Raw genomic sequence first — 16,433 nt, forward strand, 5'->3', positions numbered from 1 at the left:
ATGACTGGCTACCTAAGCCCCGCATCCTTCATCCCTGGCCGAACCAGAGGTTCGCCGTCAAATACCCGAGGTGGGAGCCGTATGCGGGAAAGCCGCACGTACGGATCTGTGGGGGGGCGCTCAGCAATGAGCGTCCCTACCGCGATCGCCCCGAAGCTTTAGCGGAGGAAGCCCGAGGCGGACGGATGTCCGCCGCCCGGCGCCTGAGGGGCTAAGAATTTAAACCGGGACAAGCGCGTTCAGGCGATTGCCCCGGAGACGGATGGCCGGGCTTGCGGGCGGCTCCATCGGGGGCTATGTTCCTTTTCCTTTTTATGACGAAATAGCGTCGAGGCGCGCTAGGGAGACAGGCATGTTCAAGGGTTCGATCACCGCCCTGATCACACCGTTCCGTGACGGACGGCTTGACGAGGCGGGTTTCCAATCCTTCGTGGAATGGCAGATCGCCGAGGGAACCGACGGCTTCGTGCCGTGCGGGACGACCGGCGAATCACCGACGCTCAGCCATGAAGAACATCATCGGGTTGTCGAGCTTTGCGTCGAGGTGGCGAAGGGCAAGGTTCCGGTGATCGCCGGCGCCGGCTCCAATTCCACCGCCGAGGCGATCGACCTGGCCCGCCATGCCAAGAAGGCGGGAGCCGACGCCGCGCTGGTGGTCACTCCTTATTACAACAAGCCGACCCAGGAAGGCCTGTACCAGCATTTCAAGGCCATCAACGACGCCGTCGATATTCCGATCATCATCTACAACATTCCGGGACGCAGCGTCGTCGACATGAGTGTCGAGACGATGGCGCGCCTGGCCAAACTTGCCAATATCGTCGGCGTCAAGGATGCGACCAACGACATCATCCGCCCGCTGCGGACCCGTCTGGCCATTGGCTCGCAGTTCTGCCAGTTGAGCGGCGAGGACGCCAATGCCGTCGCTTTCCTGGCCCAGGGCGGGGTCGGCTGTATTTCGGTGACGTCGAATGTCGCTCCCCGGCTTTGCGCCCGTCTGCAGGACGCGTGGGCGGCCGGCGATTACGCGACCGTCTACGATCTGCGCGACAAGTTGATGCCGCTGCATGACTCGATGTTCTCCGAGACCAATCCGGCGCCGGTCAAATATGGGGTCAGTCTTCTCGGCAAGAGCGACGGCACCCTGCGCCTGCCCCTGGTCGAGATCAGCGAGGCCAACAAGCAGAAGGTGAAATCGGCGATGCAGGCCTTGGGGTTGATCTGACCATGGGGCGTCCGGCCTTAATCGCGGGCAACATCGCCGTCGAGAATCGGCGGGCGCGTCATGACTACAGCATCCAGGAAACCTTGGAGGCCGGTATCATGCTGGCCGGAACCGAGGTCAAAACCCTGCGGACGGGGCGGGCCAATCTGGCGGACGCCTTCGCCGGACAGCAGGAGGGTGAACTCTATCTGTTCAACGCCTATATCCCCGAATATCAGGTGAAGACGGTCTTTACCCATGAGACGCGCCGGCCGAGGAAATTGCTGGTTCACCGGAAGGAGTTGCGCAGGCTGCTGATGGCGGTCACCCGCGAGGGGATGACCCTGGTTCCCCTGTCGATCTTCTTCAATCCGCGCGGAATCGCCAAGGTGCAACTGGGCTTGGCCAAGGGGCGGAAGACTCACGACAAGCGCGCCGCCGAAAAGGAACGGGACTGGCAGCGCGACAAGGCGAGACTGATGCGCGACCGCGGATGATCCTCGCTCCCGCGCATGGTTTGCGAGGCTTTTCTCTGGAGGGAACGGCGTTATGGATGATCCGCCGAGATGCGCCTGGGATTTTTCCTTCGTCGGCATTGATGGGCAGCCGTTACCCCTGGCCCGCTATCGGGGCTCGGCCCTGCTGATCGTCAATACAGCCTCGAAATGCGGTTTTACGCCGCAATACAAAGGGTTGGAAGCTGTTTATGAGACTTATCTGGAGCGGGGCCTGACCGTTCTGGGGGTGCCCTGCGACGATTTCGGCGGACAAGAGCCGGGTGATTCGGAGGAAATCCTACAATTTTGCGAATCGACCTACCGGGTCCGTTTTCCGCTCACCGAAAAGGTCAAAGTGAAAGGTGAGGGGGCTCATCCTTTCTATCGTTGGGCGGCGCGGTCCTTCGGTCCGTGGGCGAAGCCGCGATGGAACTTTCATAAATATCTGATCGCCCCGGATGGTCGGTTGGCCGATTGGTTCTCAACCGTGACAAAACCTACATCACCCAGGTTTATCAAGGGGATCGAAGCCGTTCTTCCTCGATAATATTAGGGTGGAACTGGCTGTCAGACCAGTGTCCGTAGACAGGATTTGAACGGCTGGTCATCCTCGATGATGTGCTTGATCAGCAGATTCGAAAGGAATTCCGCCTTGTCGCACGTCTGATCGTGCAGCAGCGCCCCGCTTTTATAGGGTTCGATGAACCGCTTCAATTGCTGCATCACCTGCTGATGACGGGTGGTGTGGCCGAGGCGATCCAGATAGTCGTGGCGGTCGAGAAGAGTCTCCTCGCGCTGGAAATGCGCCTCCATCTGCGCGACCACCTGATCGAGGATGATCCCCAGGGCGCGGGTGTCCACGCCGTATTCGGCCTGGGTGAAGAAGTGGTTGACGGTATCGACCAATTTCTTGTGGTCGTCATCCAGACCGGGGATACCGATCTTGTAGGCGTCCGTCCACTCGATGACCATGGTGTCTCTCCCACCTGTCCTCAATGTTATTTTTCTCTCAGATGGGCATTATCTGACTAATAACCAGGAGGGGGCTCGCCTTTTTTATTTCCGCGTTGCAGCAACGGCGCTGTCGAAGACTTGATGGAACATCGCCTCGGTCAATCGTCGTGTGTTCGTATTGAGCCGCGAGCAATGATAACTGTCGACTAAAGTAGGACCGTCCGGAAGAGGGTGTATGGCGCCATGGGCGAAGGGGTAAGCATTTTTCTTGAGTTTGCGGGTGGTCAGGACCGCGTTGTGGGCGATGCCGCCGAGGGCGAGGATGACCCGCAGACGGGGCATGGAGGCTATTTCCTCGATAAGGAAGGGGCGGCAGGATTGTTCTTCCTCTCCGGTGGGGCGGTTGGCCGGGGGTACGCAACGGACGGCGTTGGTGATCCGGCAATCGATTAGTTCCAGCCCGTCGTCCGGGCGCTCGTCATAGACGCCGCTGGCCCGGCCTTTGGCCAGCAGGGTGCCGTAGAGCAGATCTCCCGCCCAGTCGCCAGTGAAGGGGCGTCCGGTGGCGTTGGCTCCGCGCAGGCCGGGGCCGAGGCCGACGATCAGCAGGGATGCGTCGAGCGGGCCGAAGGAGGGGACCGGCGCATTATGCCAGCCGGGATGTTTGATCCGCATTTCCTCGCGGAAGGCGACAAGACGGGGGCAGCGCGGGCAGTCCCGCCCGGGTTCATGATTTTGAGCCATGAGGGCCGTCAGTCGTCGAAATCGGGAGAGTCGGGGTCATCGCGATGGGTTTGCGCCGTCCTCGCTATGGCCGATTCCAGATCCTGCAGCTCGACGAAGGTATCCGCCTGGCGGCGCAGTTCATCGGCGACCATCGGCGGCTGGGAGCGCACGGTGCTGACCACGGTGACGCGCACGCCCTTGCGTTGAACGGCCTCGACCAGGCGCCGGAAGTCGCCATCGCCCGAAAACAGCACGACATGGTCAAGATACTGGGCCATCTCCATCACATCGATGGCCAGCTCGATATCCATGTTGCCCTTGATCTTGCGCCGGCCCGTCGCGTCGGTGAATTCCTTGGTCGGCTTGGTGACCATGGTATAGCCGTTGTAGTCCAGCCAATCGACCAGGGGGCGGATCGGCGAATATTCCTGGTCTTCGACCAGGGCGGTGTAATAGAAAGCCCGGATCAGACGGCCCTTCGCGGCGAACAGATCAAGAAGACGTTTATAGTCGATGTCGAAGCCCAGGGCCCTGGCGGCGGCGTAAAGATTGGAGCCGTCTATGAACAAACCGATACGTTCTTGGGAATAAAAAACCATTGTCATGATATCTCACTGGATCAAAAGGCGTTCCGCAACAATGCTCTGCGGTGGTCTGGAATAATGGTTAACGTAAGCGTCAAGATCGGCCCCCGCAAGAGGAAGCCGGGAGAGTCCGCATGGTGCCGATAGCCGATCAGAACCTCATTCTCATCGGCCTGGGCGCCAATCTTCCCAGTTCAGCCGGCTCGCCCCGTCAAACCCTCGAGGCGGCGCTGGACCATCTGGCCGCCCAAGGGGTGCGCGTCACCCGCCGCTCCCGCTTCTGGCGGACCAGACCGGTGCCGATATCCGATCAGCCCTGGTTCGTCAATGCCGTCGCGGCGGTCGAAACGAATTTATCGGCTGCGGCGTTGCTCGACCTGCTGCACGCCACCGAAGCGGCGTTTGGTCGCATGCGCACGGTGGTCAACGCCGCGCGCGTGCTGGATCTTGACTTGTTGGCCTATGGGACGCAAGTCATGGATGACCAGCCGCGTCCGCTGGTTCCTCATCCAAGGATGAGTGGGCGCGCCTTCGTTCTTCTGCCCCTGCGCGATATCGCGCCCGGCTGGGTTCATCCGGTCAGCGGCGAATCGCTGGAGGCGATGATCGCCGTGCTGGAGGATGATCAATATTGTATCGCCGAGGATGAAAGGGGGCAGGTATGATACCGGGACATGACCGGAAGGTGACAGCGACCTTGCTTTCATTCACACGAAAAAATATATATCCTGACCAACTGCGCCTTTGCCTGGAGAAGTAATGAGATGGCCCGAGTTACGGTAGAAGATTGCGTCTTGAAGATCCCCAACCGCTTTGAACTGGTGATGCTGGCGGGGCAGCGGGCGCGCGATATTTCCTCGGGCGGGCAACTGACGGTCGATCGCGACAACGACAAGAACCCCGTGGTTGCCTTGCGCGAAATCGCCGACGAAACGGTCAATCTCGACACTCTTCGCAATTCCCTGGTGCAGGGTCTGCAAAAGCATGTCGAGGTCGACGAGCCGGAAGAGGACGAGATCGACGTCCTGGCCACCCGCGAACTGGCGCTCGACGCCGGCGCCGGGGCGATTGACGAGGACATGCTGGAAGAAGGCGGCTTGTCCATCCATGAAGATGGCGCGGATATCGAAGAGCCCGGTAATTTCGACGACGAGTGACGGACTGATGCCGTTGCCCAAAACCGTTGCCGGGGTGACGGCCATTGAACGTTGAGTTTCACAGGCAAGGCCCGAGGGTGCTTTGGCATCGGTCGGGCCTTGTGTTCTAAAACTGAGGATAGTCTTGTCCATCGGTGCGGGTGACCGCCAATGATGCGCCAGTTCGAATTGGTCGAACGCGTAAAGTCCTACGATCCGACGGCGGACGAGGACGCTATCAACCGCGCCTATGTTTTCGCCATGAAGCAGCACGGATCGCAGCTTCGCGCCTCGGGCGATCCTTATTTTTCCCACCCGATCGAGGTGGCCGGCATCCTGACCAAATACAAGATGGATGCGGCCTCGATCATCACCGCGCTTTTGCATGACACCATCGAGGACACGCCGGCCACCGTGGCGGACATCACCAAGATGTTCGGGGCCGAGGTCTCGCGTCTCGTCGATGGCGTGACCAAGCTTTCGCGCATCGAACTGCAGTCGGATCAGTCGAAACAGGCCGAGAACTTCCGCAAGCTGGTCCTGGCGATGTCCGAGGACATCCGCGTGCTGCTGGTCAAGCTGGCCGACCGGCTGCACAACATGCGCACGCTCCATTACATCCGCAATCCCGACAAGCGGCGGCGGATCGCCTTGGAAACCATGGAGATCTACGCTCCACTGGCCGAACGCATCGGCATTTCCGAGGTGAAGAACGAGCTAGAGGATCTGGCCTTCGCCGAATTGCACCCCGACGTGCGGGGGTCATTGGTGGCCCGTCTCAATTTCCTGCGGGAGAAGGGCGGCGACCTGATCAGCCGCATCCTCGACGAGCTGCGCAAGATCCTGAAGGAGGCCGACGTCGATGCCTCGGTGTCGGGCCGCGAGAAAACGCCTTATTCGATCTGGCGCAAGATGCAGCTCAAGAACGTCGCCTTCGAGCAGTTGTCGGACATCATGGCGTTTCGTGTTCTCGTGGGGTCGGTCGAGGATTGCTACCGGGCTCTCGGCGTCATCCACAGCCACTATCCGATGGTGCCGAACCGTTTCAAGGATTACATCTCGACGCCCAAGCCCAACGGCTATCGCTCGCTGCATACCGGTGTTTTCGGCCCGGAACGGCATCGAATCGAGGTGCAGATCCGCACCCAGGACATGCACGAGGTTTCCGAACTGGGCGTCGCCGCCCATTGGTCCTACAAGCAGGGCATGCGTCCGGCCGACGACGGCAAGCAATATCGCTGGCTGCGCGAATTGCTCGACATCATGGAGCATGCCTCCAATCCCGAGGAATTCCTCGAGCATACCAAGCTTGAGATGTTCCAGGACCAGGTGTTCTGTTTTACCCCGAAGGGCGATCTGATCGCCCTGCCGCGCGGCGCCTGTCCCGTCGATTTCGCCTATGCGGTGCATTCCGCGGTGGGCGATACCTGCGTGGGCGCCAAGGTCAATGGCCGGATGATGCCGCTGCGGACGCCGCTCAACAACGGCGACCAGATCGAAATCATCACGTCGAAGGCGCAGACGCCGAACCCGACCTGGGAACGCTTCGTCGTCACCGGGCGGGCTCGGGCTCGCATCCGGCGTTTCATTCGCACCCAGCAGCGCGGCCAGTACATCGACCTGGGCCGGGCCATCCTCAATCGCGCCTTCAAGCAGGAAGGCTACGAGTTCACCGAGAAGGCCCTGGACGGGGTCTTGAAGATCTTCAAGGCGGCCTCCGTCGAGGATCTGGTGGTTAGCGTGGGCGAAGGCGGGCTGACGGGGCGCGAGGTGGTCTCGGCGGTCTATCCCGAACTGAAGACTTCGCAGCAGAAAGCCCAGCACAACCCGGACAACGTCGTCGCCCTGAAGCGCGCCAAGGCCAAGCCGCAGACGCCCGCCATGCCGATTCGCGGACTGATGGCCGGCATGGCCATGCATTTCGCCGGCTGTTGCCATCCGCTGCCCGGAGACCGCATCGTCGGAATCGTCACCACCGGAAAAGGGGTGACCATTCATACGATCGATTGCGACAGTCTCGAACAGTTCGCCGAGACTCCCGAGCGCTGGCTCGATCTGGCCTGGAACCAGGCTCCCGACGATGGCGAGATGCATATCGGCCGGATCAGTCTGGTGGTGGGCAACGAGGCGGGAAATCTCGGCAGCCTGTCCGTGGTGATCGCGAAGAACCTCGGGAATATCAGCAATTTGAAGGTTACCAACCGCAACGCCGATTTTTTCGAAATGATCATCGACGTCGAGGTTCGCGACGTCAAACATCTGACCAATATCATTGCGGCTTTACGGGCGACGCCCTCCATCAATTCAGTCGAGCGGGCGCGGAATTAGAGTTTTCCGTTTGGAAATTGGGGATAGAATGACTGGTTCGCTGCGTTTGGGTGTCAATATCGACCATGTCGCCACCATTCGGAATGCCCGTGGCGGAAAACATCCCGATCCGGTGAGGGCGGCGAGTCTGGCTGCCGATTCCGGCGCCGACGGCATCACAGCCCATCTGCGTGAGGACCGCCGTCACATTTCGGACGATGATATCGACCGGTTGATGGATGCGATCAATCTGCCGCTCAATCTGGAAATGGCTGCCACGCCCGAAATGGCGGAAATCGCCCTGCGTCACAAGCCGAATGCCGTCTGCATCGTCCCTGAGCGCCGCGAGGAGCGGACCACCGAGGGCGGTCTCGACGTGATCGGTGGTCAGGCTGCCTTGCGCCCCCTGGTCGGCGCCCTGGGCGAGGCCGGGATCCGCGTTTCCCTGTTCATCGAACCGGACCTGCGGCAGATCGACGCCGCCCGCGCGGTGGGCGCGCCGGTGATCGAATTGCATACGGGAGCCTATTGCGACGCCGCTTTCGGCCCGCATCGCGAACGTGAACTGGCCCGTGTCGTCGCGGCGGCGGCCCATGCCGAGGCGGTGGGGCTCGAATGCCACGCGGGACATGGTCTCAGCTTCGAGACGGTGCTGCCGATCGCGCAGATTCCCACCATCGTCGAGCTGAATATCGGCCATTTTCTGATCGGTGAGGCCATCTTCATCGGGTTGGAGGATGCGATCCGCCAGATGCGACAGTTGATGAACCAGGCTCGGGCCTGACAACGCGGATTTTTCCCTGTGATTCTCGGATTGGGCAGCGATCTCATCGATATCCGGCGCATCGAGAAGACGCTCGATCGCTTCGGCGATCGTTTCATCGCGCGCGTCTTCACCGAGCAGGAACGGGCCAAGGCGGAGCGGCGGGGCGGCACGGCGCAGGGGCGCGCCTCCACCTACGCCAAGCGTTACGCGGCCAAGGAGGCCTGTGCCAAGGCGTTGGGGACCGGTTTCCGCAGTGGAGTTTTCTGGCGCGATCTGGGGGTCGTCAATTTGCCCTCGGGCGCGCCCACCCTGACGCTGAGCGGCGGCGCGGCGGCGCGGTTGGCTCAGATGGTGCCGGCGGGAATGACCGCCAGGATCGACCTGACCATGACCGACGAATATCCGATGGCCGAGGCGGTGGTGATCATCTCCGCCGTTCCGGCGGCGTAAAGGCGACGATCCCTACACCAACTCTCGGTGATCGGAGCCGATCACCGAGCCCTCAACCGCCGGGCGGGGTGCCTCCGAAACCGTTGCTTGGCCATGCTCGGCCTTCGGCCCGCCTGCGGCGTCGTTTGCCCTTCGGGCTGCTAAGGCTTCGCGCCAACGCCCTGTGCGCTTCGCGCACATTCCCGATAATTGCCGGCAAGGCCGGCGGCGGCGCGGGCCCTCAACGGGCCAGGCCAAGTCTCGATGAGTCATCCTCATCGAGACTTGGTATTAATCGACGATGAACAGCTTGGCCCCCGTCGCGGTGAACGAACGGTGGGCTTCGGCATTGTCGGCCACCTGATAGCTCATTCCGGGTTTCAGGACGAACCGCCTTCCATCGCGCAGTTCGGTATGCAGTTCGCCTTCCAGGCATAGCAGAATGTGCCCCTTCGAGCACCAATGGTCGGCGAGATAGTCCGGCGAATATTCGACCATGCGTACGCGGATGGAACCGAATTGCCGCGTGCGCCAGAAGGCTGACCCCCGCTCGCCCCGATGTTCTGTTTTTTCAACCGCCGACCAATCGGTCGTCGCGAAGGCTATTCCCGTCATGTCCATCAAAGGCTGCTCCACACTGTCGTGGCCGCCATGATACGCGGGAAACGAAGCCGCAAACGTGAAAAACGGCGGCCGGCGTCTCGTTCAGCGGCCGGCCAGCGCCAATTGCTGGACAGTGGGGGAAGCGGGGGAGCCAACCAGATCATGAACATGGATGCAGGCCCCACCGGGCTGCCCGCAACCGCTGGCGGCATTCAATCCGACGAAGGCGAAGAAGCAGCCGATCGCCAGGGCGCAGGCGCCATTGGCCAAATGGCCGGTGATGGTTCTGGGATGGGGGAACAGCATGGCATCCTCCTTGTTCATAAACAGAACATAACGTGAACATTATTTGTCGGCAAGGGGAAAACGCAAGCCCTTATCCATCATTTTGTTGTGCCGTTGGAGCCGGGCGCCCTAATGTTGCCGCGCCATGCAATCCTCGACGCTTGCCCCCTTTCGAATTCTTTGGCTTCAGGCCGGTAGTTGCGGCGGCTGCACCATGTCCGCGCTGGGAGCCGAACCGGCGGGCCTGAGTGAAACCCTCGAGCGGGCGGACATATCCTTCCTCTGGCATCCTTCCTTTTCGGAGGAGGGGGGCTCCGAGGTTCTTCGCCTGCTCGAACGTTGTCGCGACGGAGGGCAGCCGATCGATGCCCTTTGCATCGAAGGCGCCTTGCTGACCGGACCGAACGGCAGCGGAAAATTTCAGATGCTGGCCGGCAGCGGCCGGTCGATGATCTGGTGGGTGCGGGAACTGGCCAAGCGTGCCAGGTTCGTGGTGGCGGTCGGCAGTTGCGCCGCTTTCGGCGCCATCCCGGCGGCGCAGACGGTACCGACCGAGGCGACGGGACTTCAATATTGCGGCGAGGAGGACGGAGGGCTGCTGGGAGAAGGGTGGCTTTCGCCCGGCGGGTTGCCGGTGATCAATGTGGCGGGATGCGCGCCGCATCCCGGCTGGCTGGTCGAAACCCTGATGGCGCTGGCATCGGGGGGGCTTCAGGCGGCCGATCTGGACGGTTTCGGCCGGCCGCGTTTCTGGGCCAATCATCTGGCCCATCATGGCTGCGCGCGGAACGAATATTACGAGTTCAAGGCCAGCGCAGCGGCGCCGTCCCATCTCGGATGCCTGATGGAGAATTTGGGATGCAAGGGGACGCAGGCGCCGGGCGATTGCAATTTCCGAATGTGGAATGGCGGTCGGGCCTGTCCCGATGCCGGCTACGCCTGCATCAACTGCACTTCGCCGGGCTTCGAAGAACCCGTCGGAGCCTTTCTGGAGACACCGAAGGTCGCCGGGATTCCCATCGGTCTGCCAGTGGATATGCCGAAGGCTTGGTTCGTCGCGCTGTCCGCCCTGTCGAAATCGGCGACGCCGGAGCGGGTGCGCAAGAACGCCCGCGAAGATCATGTGCTGGTGCCTCCGCGGCGCCGGTCGCCGTCATGAGGATATGCCGGTGAGCGAGACTTCCCGCAAGCTGACCCTGGGGCCCTTCAACCGTGTCGAGGGCGATCTTGAGGTCAAGCTGGAGATCGACGACGGTCGGGTGGCCGGCGCCTTCGTCACATCGCCGATGTACCGCGGATTCGAACAAATCCTGGCTGGACGCCCGGCTCTCGACGCCCTGGTGATCGCCCCCAGGATCTGTGGAATCTGCTCGGTCTCGCAGTCGACCGCCGCCGCCAGGGCGCTTGGCGGGGTGATGGGGCTGGAGGCTCCGGCCAATGGCAGGGCCGTGGCCGATCTGATTCTGGCCTGCGAGAACGCCACCGACCACCTGACCCACTTTTATCTGTTCTTTCTGCCCGATTTCGCCCGCGCGGCCTATCAAGGGCGGGAGTGGTACGCCGAAGCGCTGAAGAGATTTCAGGCCCAGTCCGGAGAGGCGGCGCGGGCCGCTCAGAAGGCCAGGGTATCGTTCCTGCATGTCATCGGGATACTGGCCGGAAAATGGCCGCACAACCTCGCCTTGCAGCCCGGAGGGGTGAGCAAATCGGTCGATATGGGCGAGCGGATGCGGCTGCGTGCCGCGCTGGGCGAATTCCGGACGTTTCTCGAAACGCGGCTGTTCGCCGATTCGCTGGAACGGATCGCGGCTCTCGACGGGCCGGCCGATCTGGAGGCCTGGATCGCCGCCCGGCCGGCCGGCGAAGGAGATTTTCGCTTCTTTCTGCATATGGCCGAGGAGGTGGGGCTTGCCGAGGCCGGCCCCGGTCCGGCGCGCTTTTTAAGCTATGGCGGTTTCGCAGGAGCGGATGGCCCCCTGTTTGCCGCCGGGATGTGGCGCGATGGCGAATCGCGGCCGCTCGAACTTTCCGGTCTGCGGGAGGATCTGAGCCATGCCTGGATGAACGGGGCCAACCTTCATCCGGAGCAGGGCATCTCGATGCCCGATATCGACAAATACGATGCCTATAGCTGGTGCAAGGCGCCGCGCCTGGATGGCGTCAGCGCCGAGGTCGGCGCCTTTGCCCGCCAGATGGTGGCAGGACATCCGTTGATCCGCGGATTGGCCGCAAGGACCGGCGGGCGCGGCACGGTCCGCGGGCGGGTCATCGCCCGTCTGCTCGAATTGGCGCTTCTGGTGCCGGCGATGGAACGCTGGGTTCAGTCGCTGGCCGAGCCCGGCCCTTATTGCCGGGATGGCGATATTCCCGACCGGGCCGAGGGTGTCGGGCTGGTCGAGGCGGCGAGGGGCGCCCTGGGGCATTGGCTGGCGGTGGAGAAGGGGCGGCTTTCCCGTTATCAGATCGTCGCGCCGACCACCTGGAATTTCTCGCCGCGCGACGGAACCGGCGCGCCGGGCCCTCTGGAGGAGGCCCTGGTCGGCGCGGCCGTGGCGCCGGGCGAGGATTTTCCTCTGACGGTCCAGCACATCGTGAGGTCCTTCGACCCTTGCATGAATTGCACGGTGCACTGAAAATTTATCGTTTAAAATAAGTATGTTGTCTTGAGATCTTCGGAAAGTTTCCGAAATTCACGCCGGCCTCACCGATGAGCCACCTCACCCCGATCACCGGTCGCCCTGAGCGGGTCGACCTCATCGGCCGCGTCGATCGCCCTTTGAGCGTCCGCCAGCCAGAAGTGTTTCTTGTCGGACCGTGCCCACCGGCCCCCCGGATTGGCATGCTTGTAGAGGGCCATTGCTGCGGCCAGAACACGCTGATCGACCGTGTCTTCATCCGGCAGGCGGAGGGAATCTTTTTTGGCCATCTCTCGACATCTTCCTTAATCAAGCCCTATTCGGCAATTTGCCATTTTCAACGTACCGTGGACCCGATGAATTCCATGGCGCGCCCATCATCTCACCGGCCGGGGAGGGTGGCAATGGGAACGGTCGCAACTCCTTTGGTAAAACTGTCCTATAATCTATTGATGTTGTTGTATTAATTTCCGTTTTCATCGCCATATCCCGCCGATGATCCCGGTTCTCCGCCATTCCCGGGACCAGACGACGGTGCCGTCGCCCGTCAGCGGGCACCTGCGGGTTTCCAGTGGGGGGAATTTTCTTTCCACCCCGCACCATCGCCCTGGACTTACGATAGCAAAGTAACTTTCCATAAGTGGTATAAACCCTTCCATACCGAAGGGTTATTTGCTTTCAATAATTATCTTAAGATGATATATAACTCATTGAATAAAATTACATAAGCTCTCCCAGCCGAAACTGGCCCAGCTCTTGCGTATGGATGGGTGGTTCGTGAGACCGTCGCGGTCCGCAGTCGGGAGGTTCGGGTTTGTCTGGCTACTTTCTTATCAGCACCATGCCGGCGCGCCGTTCCATGGGGACGATGCCCGAAGCCTGTCCCGGCGACGTCGCGTCCGCATCGGAACGGACCTTATCTGTCAGTTTTGACCATTTTCCCGCCGACGGTACGCGCCGGGGCGGTGAATCGTTCTTCGCGTGAGTAGAGAGAGGTTGGGAATATGAACGACGACATCTTGAACGCGATCGAGACGAGGCTGGGGCTTTCACGCCGTAGTTTCATGCAGTTCTGTGCGGCCATGGCAGCCACGATGGGCTTGCCGAAGGGCGCTGACGCAGCGATCGCCAACGCCATTGCTTCCTCCACGCGCCCGCCGGTGATCTGGCTGCATTTCCAGGAATGCACGGGCTGCACCGAATCGATGCTGCGTGCCGAACATCCCGCCCTCGATAAGCTGATTCTCGAGATCATCTCCCTCGATTATCACGAGACGCTGTTCGCCGGCGCCGGCCACCAGGCCGAAGCCGCGCGCAAGGCGTCGATGGCCGCCAACAAGGGCAAGTATGTCCTGGTCGTCGAGGGTGCCATTCCGATGAAGGATGGCGGCATCTACTGTAAGGTCGGCGGCCATACGGCGCTCGATCTGGTGAAGGAATGCGCGGCCGACGCCGCCGCCGTCATCGCCATCGGCTCCTGCGCCGCCTGGGGCGGCATGCCGTCCTCGGCCCCCAATCCGACCGGCGCCGTCGGTGTCGACGAGATCATCAAGGACAAGCCGGTGGTCAATATCCCCGGTTGCCCGCCCAGCCCCTACAACTTCCTTTCGACCGTCGTGCATTACCTGACCTTCGGCAAGCTGCCCGAACTCGACGGCAAGGGACGGCCGAAGTTCGCCTATGGCCGGATCATCCACGAGAACTGCGAACGCCGCCCGCATTTCGATGCCGGCCGCTTCGCCCAGGAATTCGGCGACGAAGGCCATCGTCTGGGCTATTGTCTCTACAAGCTGGGCTGCAAGGGCCCCGAGACTTTCGCCAACTGTCCTTCGATTCTCTTCAACGACATCGGTAGCGGGAGCTGGCCGGTTGGGACCGGCCATCCCTGCATCGGCTGTTCGGAGAAGGGCATCGGCTTCACCAAGCCGATCCATTCCCTGGCCGAGCCGGTTTACATCACGCCGCCCGAATCCTACGCGCGGATCGTCGAGGAACAAGGTCAAGGGATCACCCTGGCGTCCGGTGCGACCATGGCCGTCATCGGTGGCCTGGCTGTGGGGGCCGGTGCGAAATTCGCCGCCAACCTCGGCAAGAAAAAGCCGGAAGACTCGTCGATTGGGAAGGAATGATCCCATGGCTTTCTCCAGACGAAATTTTCTCAAGGGAGCGGCCGCTGGCAGTGCCGCCGCGGCTTGCGCCGCGGCCACGACCACACCGGCCGAGGCCCGCGAGAACCTGACCATGCCGCCAAAGGCGGTCGGTCTGCTCTACGATTCGACCATTTGCGTCGGATGCAAGGCCTGCGTCGTCGCCTGTCGCGACGCCAACGACACCCATCCGGAGTTCTCCACCGAGGAGAAGCTCTGGGACAATCCGCTCGACATCTCGGGAAAGACCATCACGGTCATCAAGATGTATTCGGAAGGGACCGGGCAGCACAAGGACCAGGAGAAGGACGGCTTCGCCTTCATGAAGCGATCCTGCCTGCATTGCGTCGATCCGTCCTGCGTGTCGGTTTGCCCGGTCACCGCCATGACCAAGGATCCGGTGACCGGCATCGTCAGCCACGAACCGGCCGATTGCATCGGTTGCCGCTATTGCATCGTGGCCTGTCCGTTCGCCGTGCCGCAGTTCGAGTTCGACAAGGCCTTCCCGAAGCTCCTGAAGTGCCAGTTGTGCAAGCATCGGCAGGCCGAGGGCAAGATTCCGGCCTGCGCCGAGGTGTGCCCGACCGGCGCGACGCTGTTCGGTCCGGTGACCGCCTTGAAGGAAGAGGCCGATCGTCGTCTCGCCGTGCCGGCGGGCAAGCCGAACACCTTCGCCCGCAAGACCGTCGGTTCGCCCGACGTGCATGAGCATCCGAACGCCGCTTACGTCCAGCATGCCTACGGGACGACCGAGATGGGCGGCACCCAGATGTTGCTGCTGTCCGGCGTGCCCTTCGAAAAGATGGGCTATCCGAAGCTGCGCGAGCGGTCCTACGCCTCCGAGGCGGAGACCATTCAGGAAGGGATCTATCACGACCTGATAGCCCCGGTGGCCTTGTTTGCCGGCCTGCTCTACGTCGCCCGCAAGAACACCAAAAACCATGATGAGGAGGAATAACCATGTCCAAGGCTGCTCCTCTCGGCGGGTCCTATATCACCAAGACGACGGTGATCACCGCCATCCTCACGGTCATCATGGGCGCTTTGTTGCTCTACCGCCTCGTTTTCGGTCTGGGCGCGGTGACCAACCTGTCCAACGGCTACGGTTTCGGCCTGTGGATCGCCTATGACGTGTTCATCAGCACCGCCTTCGCCTGCGGCGGCTATTCCATGGCGATCCTGGTCTATATCTTCAATCGGGGCGAATACCATCCGCTGGTCCGTCCCGCTCTGATCGCCAGCGCCTTCGGCTACAGCCTGGGCGGCATGTCGATCATGTTCGACGTCGGCCGTTACTGGAACGCCTGGCATCTGTTCCTGCCGGGATGGGCCAATCCCACCTCGATCATGTTCGAGGTCGCCTGCTGCATCGCCGCCTACTGCATGGTGTTGTGGGTCGAGTTCGCTCCGGCGATCGCCGAAAGATTTGCGCCGCCGAAGGTGGTGGCCATCTTGAAGAAGACCGCCTTCATTCCGATCGCCATCGGCTGCCTGTTGCCGACCATGCATCAGTCCTCCCTGGGCTCGCTGCTGATCCCGGCCGGCTATCTGGTCCACCCCCTGTGGCAGAGCAATCTTCTGCCGGTGATGGCGCTTTCGTCGGCCATCTGCATGGGCTACTCCATCGTCATCTTCGAAGGCAGCCTGGTCACCGAAGCCTACAATCGTCCCAGCGAGGCCCATATGCTGGGCAAGATCTCGCGCCTCATCTCCGGACTGCTGATTTTTTATCTGGTGGTCCGCTGGGGCAATCTTGCCTACGCCGGCAAGCTGGGCCTGGTCCTGACCTCGGGCAAATATTCGTTCTTCTTCATCCTGGAGAACCTGCTGTTCGTCCTGCCGGTCATCCTGCTGGCTACGCAGAAGAACCGGGTCAATCCGCAGCTTCTGTTCATCGCGGCGGTTTCCATGCTGCTGGCGGGCGCCCTTTATCGCCTCGATCTGGTTCTGATCGCCTATGGCCGCGAGGGATGGCATTATTTCCCGTCGGTGGGCGAGATCCTGATCACCGTTGGCTTCGTGGCCCTGGAGATTTTGGGCTATATCGTCTGCGTGAAGCTGTTCCCTGTTCTGTCCAGTCATCACCCTGCCCATGGCAAGGGTTCCCACACCGTTCTGCGTGCCCCTAGCGCGGCCGCGACGACCAACGAGTAAAGAGG

Annotated in this window: 19 protein-coding genes; 13 read left to right on the top strand and 6 right to left on the bottom strand. The window is 61.7% G+C overall.

The genetic code is table 11. From position 1 onward, the window contains the following. Positions 1-352 precede the first annotated feature (352 nt). The 3 genes from dapA to CWS72_RS17825 are packed head-to-tail and all read left to right on the top strand — an operon-like array spanning position 353 to position 2,248. Complete coding sequence (gene dapA, locus CWS72_RS17815; protein ID WP_101251990.1) at positions 353-1,225, top strand: 4-hydroxy-tetrahydrodipicolinate synthase; 873 nt, start codon at positions 353-355, stop codon at positions 1,223-1,225. Positions 1,226-1,227: 2 nt separating this feature from the next. Then, positions 1,228-1,701 carry an SsrA-binding protein SmpB gene (smpB, locus tag CWS72_RS17820; RefSeq protein WP_101251991.1) on the top strand — a complete coding sequence of 158 codons (474 nt, stop codon included), beginning with the start codon at positions 1,228-1,230 and terminating at the stop codon, positions 1,699-1,701. Between the two features lie 52 nt (positions 1,702-1,753). Continuing rightward, positions 1,754-2,248, top strand: coding sequence for a glutathione peroxidase (locus CWS72_RS17825; protein ID WP_101251992.1), 495 nt, complete (start codon positions 1,754-1,756; stop codon positions 2,246-2,248). A gap of 20 nt (positions 2,249-2,268) precedes the next feature. Here CWS72_RS17825 and CWS72_RS17830 read toward each other — a convergent pair whose 3' ends face one another. From CWS72_RS17830 to CWS72_RS17840, 3 genes are all read right to left on the bottom strand, one after another. Further along, positions 2,269-2,673: a bacteriohemerythrin gene (locus CWS72_RS17830; RefSeq protein ID WP_101251993.1), complete on the bottom strand. Its 405-nt coding sequence runs from the start codon at positions 2,671-2,673 to the stop codon at positions 2,269-2,271. A gap of 84 nt (positions 2,674-2,757) precedes the next feature. Then, positions 2,758-3,399, bottom strand: a complete 642-nt coding sequence (locus CWS72_RS17835; protein WP_101251994.1) for a uracil-DNA glycosylase — start codon at positions 3,397-3,399, stop codon at positions 2,758-2,760. A gap of 8 nt (positions 3,400-3,407) precedes the next feature. Continuing rightward, on the bottom strand, positions 3,408-3,980 hold the full coding sequence (locus CWS72_RS17840) for a LabA-like NYN domain-containing protein (protein ID WP_101251995.1): 573 nt from the start codon (positions 3,978-3,980) through the stop codon (positions 3,408-3,410). Between the two features lie 119 nt (positions 3,981-4,099). Here CWS72_RS17840 and folK point away from each other — a divergent pair, with 119 nt between their 5' ends. The 5 genes from folK (at position 4,100) to acpS (ending at position 8,624) form a co-directional block, all read left to right on the top strand. Then, the gene (gene folK, locus CWS72_RS17845; protein ID WP_101251996.1) at positions 4,100-4,630 is read left to right on the top strand and encodes a 2-amino-4-hydroxy-6-hydroxymethyldihydropteridine diphosphokinase; all 531 of its coding nucleotides are present in this window, start codon (positions 4,100-4,102) and stop codon (positions 4,628-4,630) included. 99 nt (positions 4,631-4,729) lie between these two features. After that, positions 4,730-5,122: a DNA-directed RNA polymerase subunit omega gene (gene rpoZ, locus CWS72_RS17850; protein WP_101251997.1), complete on the top strand. Its 393-nt coding sequence runs from the start codon at positions 4,730-4,732 to the stop codon at positions 5,120-5,122. Positions 5,123-5,272: 150 nt separating this feature from the next. Then, the gene (locus CWS72_RS17855; RefSeq protein WP_101251998.1) at positions 5,273-7,429 is read left to right on the top strand and encodes a RelA/SpoT family protein; all 2,157 of its coding nucleotides are present in this window, start codon (positions 5,273-5,275) and stop codon (positions 7,427-7,429) included. 28 nt (positions 7,430-7,457) lie between these two features. Beyond that, positions 7,458-8,192, top strand: coding sequence for a pyridoxine 5'-phosphate synthase (locus CWS72_RS17860; protein WP_101251999.1), 735 nt, complete (start codon positions 7,458-7,460; stop codon positions 8,190-8,192). A gap of 18 nt (positions 8,193-8,210) precedes the next feature. Beyond that, positions 8,211-8,624: a holo-ACP synthase gene (gene acpS / locus CWS72_RS17865; protein WP_101252000.1), complete on the top strand. Its 414-nt coding sequence runs from the start codon at positions 8,211-8,213 to the stop codon at positions 8,622-8,624. A 270-nt stretch (positions 8,625-8,894) separates the two neighbouring features. Here the strand turns inward: acpS and CWS72_RS17870 are convergent, their stop codons facing one another. Both CWS72_RS17870 and CWS72_RS17875 read right to left on the bottom strand, forming a co-directional pair. Further along, positions 8,895-9,224, bottom strand: coding sequence for a DHCW motif cupin fold protein (locus CWS72_RS17870; protein WP_101252001.1), 330 nt, complete (start codon positions 9,222-9,224; stop codon positions 8,895-8,897). An 84-nt stretch (positions 9,225-9,308) separates the two neighbouring features. Then, positions 9,309-9,512, bottom strand: coding sequence for a hypothetical protein (locus CWS72_RS17875; RefSeq protein ID WP_146002795.1), 204 nt, complete (start codon positions 9,510-9,512; stop codon positions 9,309-9,311). A gap of 124 nt (positions 9,513-9,636) precedes the next feature. On the opposite strand from CWS72_RS17875, the gene CWS72_RS17880 reads away from it, so the two are divergent. Further along, positions 9,637-10,650, top strand: coding sequence for an NADH-quinone oxidoreductase subunit B family protein (locus CWS72_RS17880; RefSeq protein WP_101252003.1), 1,014 nt, complete (start codon positions 9,637-9,639; stop codon positions 10,648-10,650). Positions 10,651-10,654: 4 nt separating this feature from the next. Then, on the top strand, positions 10,655-12,124 hold the full coding sequence (locus CWS72_RS17885; RefSeq protein WP_101252004.1) for a nickel-dependent hydrogenase large subunit: 1,470 nt from the start codon (positions 10,655-10,657) through the stop codon (positions 12,122-12,124). A 68-nt stretch (positions 12,125-12,192) separates the two neighbouring features. On the opposite strand, the gene CWS72_RS17890 is transcribed toward CWS72_RS17885, so the two are convergent. Then, a complete protein-coding gene (locus CWS72_RS17890; RefSeq protein ID WP_101252005.1) occupies positions 12,193-12,417 on the bottom strand; it encodes a hypothetical protein in 225 nt (74 codons plus the stop codon). A 714-nt stretch (positions 12,418-13,131) separates the two neighbouring features. On the opposite strand from CWS72_RS17890, the gene CWS72_RS17895 reads away from it, so the two are divergent. From CWS72_RS17895 to hybB, 3 genes are read left to right on the top strand one after another with little or no spacing between them, the layout of a single operon-like run. Then, positions 13,132-14,256, top strand: a complete 1,125-nt coding sequence (locus CWS72_RS17895) for a hydrogenase small subunit (protein ID WP_101252006.1) — start codon at positions 13,132-13,134, stop codon at positions 14,254-14,256. 4 nt (positions 14,257-14,260) lie between these two features. Further along, positions 14,261-15,232 (top strand): hydrogenase 2 operon protein HybA, encoded by a 972-nt coding sequence (gene hybA, locus CWS72_RS17900; RefSeq protein ID WP_101252007.1) that lies wholly within the window; start codon positions 14,261-14,263, stop codon positions 15,230-15,232. Positions 15,233-15,234: 2 nt separating this feature from the next. Continuing rightward, the gene (gene hybB, locus CWS72_RS17905) at positions 15,235-16,428 is read left to right on the top strand and encodes a Ni/Fe-hydrogenase cytochrome b subunit (RefSeq protein ID WP_101252008.1); all 1,194 of its coding nucleotides are present in this window, start codon (positions 15,235-15,237) and stop codon (positions 16,426-16,428) included. Positions 16,429-16,433: the final 5 nt, after the last annotated feature.

Origin of the sequence: Telmatospirillum siberiense, assembly GCF_002845745.1 — a bacterium.
GTDB classification, from domain to species: domain Bacteria; phylum Pseudomonadota; class Alphaproteobacteria; order Rhodospirillales; family Magnetospirillaceae; genus Telmatospirillum; species Telmatospirillum siberiense.

What these genes read in the sequence shown, in the direction of transcription:
- dapA (WP_101251990.1), top strand. Translation starts at nt 353, where the DNA reads ATGTTCAAGGGTTCGATCACCGCCCTGATCACACCGTTCCGTGACGGA.
- smpB (WP_101251991.1), top strand. Translation starts at nt 1,228, where the DNA reads ATGGGGCGTCCGGCCTTAATCGCGGGCAACATCGCCGTCGAGAATCGG.
- CWS72_RS17825 (WP_101251992.1), top strand. Translation starts at nt 1,754, where the DNA reads ATGGATGATCCGCCGAGATGCGCCTGGGATTTTTCCTTCGTCGGCATT.
- CWS72_RS17830 (WP_101251993.1), bottom strand. Translation starts at nt 2,673, where the DNA reads ATGGTCATCGAGTGGACGGACGCCTACAAGATCGGTATCCCCGGTCTG.
- CWS72_RS17835 (WP_101251994.1), bottom strand. Translation starts at nt 3,399, where the DNA reads ATGGCTCAAAATCATGAACCCGGGCGGGACTGCCCGCGCTGCCCCCGT.
- CWS72_RS17840 (WP_101251995.1), bottom strand. Translation starts at nt 3,980, where the DNA reads ATGGTTTTTTATTCCCAAGAACGTATCGGTTTGTTCATAGACGGCTCC.
- folK (WP_101251996.1), top strand. Translation starts at nt 4,100, where the DNA reads ATGGTGCCGATAGCCGATCAGAACCTCATTCTCATCGGCCTGGGCGCC.
- rpoZ (WP_101251997.1), top strand. Translation starts at nt 4,730, where the DNA reads ATGGCCCGAGTTACGGTAGAAGATTGCGTCTTGAAGATCCCCAACCGC.
- CWS72_RS17855 (WP_101251998.1), top strand. Translation starts at nt 5,273, where the DNA reads ATGATGCGCCAGTTCGAATTGGTCGAACGCGTAAAGTCCTACGATCCG.
- CWS72_RS17860 (WP_101251999.1), top strand. Translation starts at nt 7,458, where the DNA reads ATGACTGGTTCGCTGCGTTTGGGTGTCAATATCGACCATGTCGCCACC.
- CWS72_RS17870 (WP_101252001.1), bottom strand. Translation starts at nt 9,224, where the DNA reads ATGGACATGACGGGAATAGCCTTCGCGACGACCGATTGGTCGGCGGTT.
- CWS72_RS17875 (WP_146002795.1), bottom strand. Translation starts at nt 9,512, where the DNA reads ATGCTGTTCCCCCATCCCAGAACCATCACCGGCCATTTGGCCAATGGC.
- CWS72_RS17880 (WP_101252003.1), top strand. Translation starts at nt 9,637, where the DNA reads ATGCAATCCTCGACGCTTGCCCCCTTTCGAATTCTTTGGCTTCAGGCC.
- CWS72_RS17885 (WP_101252004.1), top strand. Translation starts at nt 10,655, where the DNA reads ATGCCGGTGAGCGAGACTTCCCGCAAGCTGACCCTGGGGCCCTTCAAC.
- CWS72_RS17890 (WP_101252005.1), bottom strand. Translation starts at nt 12,417, where the DNA reads ATGGCCAAAAAAGATTCCCTCCGCCTGCCGGATGAAGACACGGTCGAT.
- CWS72_RS17895 (WP_101252006.1), top strand. Translation starts at nt 13,132, where the DNA reads ATGAACGACGACATCTTGAACGCGATCGAGACGAGGCTGGGGCTTTCA.
- hybA (WP_101252007.1), top strand. Translation starts at nt 14,261, where the DNA reads ATGGCTTTCTCCAGACGAAATTTTCTCAAGGGAGCGGCCGCTGGCAGT.
- hybB (WP_101252008.1), top strand. Translation starts at nt 15,235, where the DNA reads ATGTCCAAGGCTGCTCCTCTCGGCGGGTCCTATATCACCAAGACGACG.